The 3,529-nt window shown below is 32.0% G+C and carries 8 protein-coding genes; all 8 read right to left on the bottom strand.

What is annotated here, in order from left to right:
- A partial coding sequence (locus B8880_RS12025) for a hypothetical protein (RefSeq protein WP_208610915.1) occupies window positions 1-359 on the bottom strand: 359 nt, incomplete at its 3' end.
- Between the two features lie 81 nt (window positions 360-440).
- The gene (locus B8880_RS12020; RefSeq protein WP_084257826.1) at window positions 441-827 is read right to left on the bottom strand and encodes a DUF596 domain-containing protein; all 387 of its coding nucleotides are present in this window, start codon (window positions 825-827) and stop codon (window positions 441-443) included.
- A gap of 53 nt (window positions 828-880) precedes the next feature.
- Window positions 881-1,243 carry a DUF596 domain-containing protein gene (locus B8880_RS12015; protein ID WP_084257825.1) on the bottom strand — a complete coding sequence of 121 codons (363 nt, stop codon included), beginning with the start codon at window positions 1,241-1,243 and terminating at the stop codon, window positions 881-883.
- A 275-nt stretch (window positions 1,244-1,518) separates the two neighbouring features.
- Window positions 1,519-1,845, bottom strand: a complete 327-nt coding sequence (locus tag B8880_RS12010) for a hypothetical protein (RefSeq protein WP_084257824.1) — start codon at window positions 1,843-1,845, stop codon at window positions 1,519-1,521.
- Window positions 1,846-1,860: 15 nt separating this feature from the next.
- Window positions 1,861-2,031, bottom strand: coding sequence for a hypothetical protein (locus B8880_RS14540; protein ID WP_167370580.1), 171 nt, complete (start codon window positions 2,029-2,031; stop codon window positions 1,861-1,863).
- A 285-nt stretch (window positions 2,032-2,316) separates the two neighbouring features.
- Window positions 2,317-2,718, bottom strand: a complete 402-nt coding sequence (locus B8880_RS12005) for a DUF596 domain-containing protein (RefSeq protein ID WP_159460750.1) — start codon at window positions 2,716-2,718, stop codon at window positions 2,317-2,319.
- Window positions 2,715-3,062: a DUF596 domain-containing protein gene (locus B8880_RS12000; protein ID WP_084257822.1), complete on the bottom strand. Its 348-nt coding sequence runs from the start codon at window positions 3,060-3,062 to the stop codon at window positions 2,715-2,717. Before B8880_RS12000 ends, B8880_RS12005 begins: the two co-directional genes overlap by 4 nt.
- 8 nt (window positions 3,063-3,070) lie before the next feature.
- Window positions 3,071-3,205 carry a hypothetical protein gene (locus B8880_RS14785; RefSeq protein WP_260337791.1) on the bottom strand — a complete coding sequence of 45 codons (135 nt, stop codon included), beginning with the start codon at window positions 3,203-3,205 and terminating at the stop codon, window positions 3,071-3,073.
- Window positions 3,206-3,529 lie beyond the last annotated feature (324 nt).

Below are 3,529 nucleotides of genomic sequence, written 5' to 3'. Positions count from 1 at the left end.
GTCTGGATAAAGTGTTGCTTCGTACCCTCTACCATTTTATTCCAAGCATTGTCTTGGGTAAGCATGACTTTCACTGCTCGGATACTTTCCAGCGGATTGGCAAGCAACGTGGCGATACCTTCCACGGTACTATAGAGTTCTTCGGGTACCGCAGCAACCATACCTAAAGCAAAGGAAGCATCTTGACCGGTGTCAACAGCTTGCCATCTTAGGCGCGTGATGGTCTCGCACATGGCATGCGCACACCGTTCAAGTTCAAGCGCTTTCTGCTTTTCTTGCCAATCCGACAGATAATTATTCATCACCGCAGTATGAGCGGTATTGATCGCCGTATCGGCATTCCCTCCAAGATGAGCCACAATTGTCGCCGCCGGTACCACTAAGCCCCTGTTGGCTGTAATTCCATTTGTCATATTCCAGTTGGATGTGTTTCTAAAAAATCAAGTCCATTTTAGGCTTCCATCTTCCATAATCCAGACTGCTTGAAAACCTGACTGCGTATCCCACCATTCATCATTTTTTGGATCTTCAATAATATTACCTAAATTATTATAAACTAACCCTACATTACTATTATCATATGCTACAAAAAAATCTTGTCTAATAATGGATATCTTGTATTTCAAACTGCCATCTAAAAATTTTCCATTTCTTGCTAATTTAAGCTCATTATCTCTCAACAAGGTATATAAAAAATATATAAAATAATCATTTATAGAACTATCATTTTGAGGACTACCAAAATATTTTTTAAAGGCTTTATAAATACTCTTCAATGACTCACCACGGCATTCATTTAAAATTTCATCAATTATTCTCAACCTCATTCAAACCACCAATATATATTTATTAAAAAATTATCACGTAATGATTTTTACTTTTATGCTGGATATTGCCATATAGTTTCTCCATTTTCATATACCCATACAGGTCCTACAGGAGATGAAACATACCACCAGGCATTATCAATATCATATAATGGCTCATCTTCATTATAATAAGTTGGCCACGCTTCTCTAAGCAAATTTATTTGCTCATTAACACTTCCAACCAGATATTCACCTCGATATGCAAGCTTTAACTCTCCTTTTAACATAATTTCCTCTAAAAATGTTAGAAACCTCTCTTTTATTGTACAATCCTCCTCAATAAAACCATGATAATATTGAAATGAATTAAAAAGCGTTATAAATGTCCCACCTTTACACCTTTTAAGAATTATATTATTTATTAAATCTTGCATAAATTCCCTTACTGAAATTTAATTTCTATTTTATCCTTATTAAAAACTCTATTTTCTAAATATATTTTTAGCATTGGTTTTTACAAGACCTAATGCCATATCAATCACGCCTTTTATGGCATCAAGAAATTGCTAGGCTACGCCATATTACTACACATATAATTACCACTCTAATGGGCCGTTTGAATCACTAGAGAAAAATTGTGTCTCATAATCAACTGCTAGTTCATAGCCACAATAATACCTCTTTGCATGTATCAATAAAGATAACTCATCTAGACTTTTTTCATCTTACATATATCAATCTCATTTAACTCTCTCTTATCTAGATAAATATTAACCTCATTTCCAGCTGAATATTTCAAAAGGTGAAAGCTCAACTCACTAAAAAATATATTTAGAAAAAGAACATTCTTAAAAACAAATGACACCATTCCATTTTGATCTGATTCAACAATATTACTTAAATTAAGCGGCATATCTAAACCACACTTTAAATTTGAATTCACTTGAATTAACTCACCCACCTTTAATAAATTATTAATGATATCTAAAGTTGGAATTAATTGAACATCATCAAGCGTAATTTCTATTTCATTCATTACAAAACCTCTTTATTAATCAACAAACCCTTTGAATTTACCATTGAGTTCAATTCTAATCCCTCTACCATCTGGAAGCCTTTTTTCTAGAAAACGAATATTTCCTATTTGTACAACTTTAAATTTTTCAGTTGACTGTAATATTTCTCTTAAATGTATGATACCTTGCCCATTCCAGGTTTGCATAGATCCTTTCATTTTTCCGATATTTCAGGCTTTCGTCCTTCATGTTTACTCAGCGCATGTCCCACAACTATAGAACCTTTAGAAGTAATAATTTGCGAATTTGTAGGATAAAAAACTTCTGATTCAATTTTCTGTATTTTGTGGAGTTGAACCGCACTTTGCGGTCTAGCAACCGTTCCAGTCCCTAAAATACCATATGCTCGAACTGTAATGGCTTCAGTAGCAATTTTAACTAAAGGAAAATTTTTTGTTTTATTTCTTACTTTTTTAGCTTTTCTGAAATTATTAATTATCCTCTTTTGTTGCCCATTTTAATGAACCATCTTCCATAATCCATACAGCTTGAAAACCAGATTTATCATCCCACCAATTATCATTCTCAGTATTAATTATAGTATTACCATAGATATCATAAGAAAAATCTTCATGTTGAGAATTATAATTCTTATTCCATTTTTTTCTAACGTACTCTATTTTATATTCTAAATTTCCTTCTAGAAATTTTCCGTTTTCAACTAGTTTTAATTGATTATCTCTGACCAGTGTTAATAAAAAATAAATAAAATCATCTTTTAATCTTGGCTCATAATATACAGGGTATAAGTGTTTCTGAAATATTTCATAAAGAAATGTTAGTGTTTTACCTCTGGACTCTTCTATTATTAATTCAATAGCTTTAATCTTCATTGACATTCCTCAAAGTTACGTTCAATCCAAAAGACATTAGGTGCTTCAATAAGCCACCAAAGATTATCAATATCGTGCCTTGGTTCATTTTCATTATAATAAACAGGCCATTTCCTCCTCAAAAAATCAATTTGCTCTTCAATAGAACCGGGTAACGCTCTATCATTCTCATATAATTTAAAATATCCCTTATACATAAACTCCTCCATTAGGGAAAGAAACCATTCTTTAACCCTTGGTTCTTCATGTATAGAGCCAAAAAAATGCTGAAAATTATGAAATAATGTATTAAGACCAAACCCTTTTGAGTTTAAATAAATTAATTGATATATAACTTTCTTCATAACTAATCCTATTTAAATTTAATTTCTGCTTTATTTTTAAAAACACTTTTATCTTTAGTAATAATTTCTATAGTCCATTTCGCACTACTCTCATTTTGACTGGTCGAAAAATTTCTTAAATTAATTGTTGCATCTTTTAACAAACCAGCAGCACCTCCGCCGCAGCCTGCTACCGCATGGGCGAGTTTATGTACAAACTGATGGGTAAACTCACTACTGCTAAAAATTATCCAGCCTCTAAATGCTATTTAATCGCTTTTACAAAATACATAACATACACCATTTCGTATTTATGTCCCTTATTAGCTATATTTCTTCATTAATTCGTAAATAGGAAATTTCCAAGGATATTTATTATCTATTGGCTTTTTNCTTTCTAAAATAGTTTCTCCTTCATTCACCAAATTATGTACATTTCCACCCTTTTTAAGCATTAACTCCAAAACATCGAGCCTGTCGTGAATATA

The sequence above is a fragment of the Pasteurella testudinis DSM 23072 genome (genome assembly GCF_900176075.1).
Taxonomy (GTDB): domain Bacteria; phylum Pseudomonadota; class Gammaproteobacteria; order Enterobacterales; family Pasteurellaceae; genus Chelonobacter; species Chelonobacter testudinis.
Note: the sequence above shows the minus strand (reverse complement) of the source record. Positions and strands in the feature narration are given on the sequence as shown.

Coding starts and splice junctions, on each gene's coding strand:
- B8880_RS12020 (WP_084257826.1), bottom strand. CDS start 827: ATGAGGTTGAGAATAATTGATGAAATTTTAAATGAATGCCGTGGTGAG.
- B8880_RS12015 (WP_084257825.1), bottom strand. CDS start 1,243: ATGCAAGATTTAATAAATAATATAATTCTTAAAAGGTGTAAAGGTGGG.
- B8880_RS12010 (WP_084257824.1), bottom strand. CDS start 1,845: ATGAATGAAATAGAAATTACGCTTGATGATGTTCAATTAATTCCAACT.
- B8880_RS14540 (WP_167370580.1), bottom strand. CDS start 2,031: ATGCAAACCTGGAATGGGCAAGGTATCATACATTTAAGAGAAATATTA.
- B8880_RS12005 (WP_159460750.1), bottom strand. CDS start 2,718: ATGAAGATTAAAGCTATTGAATTAATAATAGAAGAGTCCAGAGGTAAA.
- B8880_RS12000 (WP_084257822.1), bottom strand. CDS start 3,062: ATGAAGAAAGTTATATATCAATTAATTTATTTAAACTCAAAAGGGTTT.